The organism is Idiomarina sp. UBA4206, assembly GCF_002383015.1.
Lineage (GTDB): Bacteria > Pseudomonadota > Gammaproteobacteria > Enterobacterales > Alteromonadaceae > Idiomarina > Idiomarina abyssalis.
Window position 1 is genome coordinate 19012 of sequence record NZ_DFTS01000013.1, and the last position, 470, is coordinate 19481.

Here is a 470-nt window from a genome sequence, read left to right on the forward strand (position 1 = left end):
ATTAACCCCACAAGACTGGCGTTATGACCCCACCCAGACAGTACAACGGGCAGTTGACTTCAATACCCGCAAAGACATTCATCATCGTCAGGGTTCATTTAGCTGGTTTCATGAACGCGACAATGGCGAGGGCTTACTCTCACTGTGGCAGGGCGACCGAGATATTGAGCAGTTCCTGCCGTTTGCCGGTGATGGTGACACAAGCTCGGGTGCGGTTATCGATGTTTCCCGCCAGTTTGAGGGAGCACATGCACGTTGGCGCCAGCGCGGAGTCAACTGGTCGGCGACCCTCGGCGCGCAAATAGAACGCCAGCAGGATCACCGCTTTGGTTTTGTGAATAACAGCGGTGAAAAGGGCGAGCTGCGTCGCGACGAATTCAACTGGATTGAAAATGCTTCAGCTTATTTGCGTTTTCAGTGGCAGCTGTCTGAAGAGTGGTCTGCAACTGGCGGGGTTCGTTACAGTGCTC

1 pseudogene is annotated in these 470 nt (G+C 54.0%); it reads left to right on the plus strand.

The annotated features are described in order from the left end of the window. A pseudogene (locus B3180_RS02545) lies at positions 1-470 on the plus strand (hypothetical protein); the annotation flags it as partial.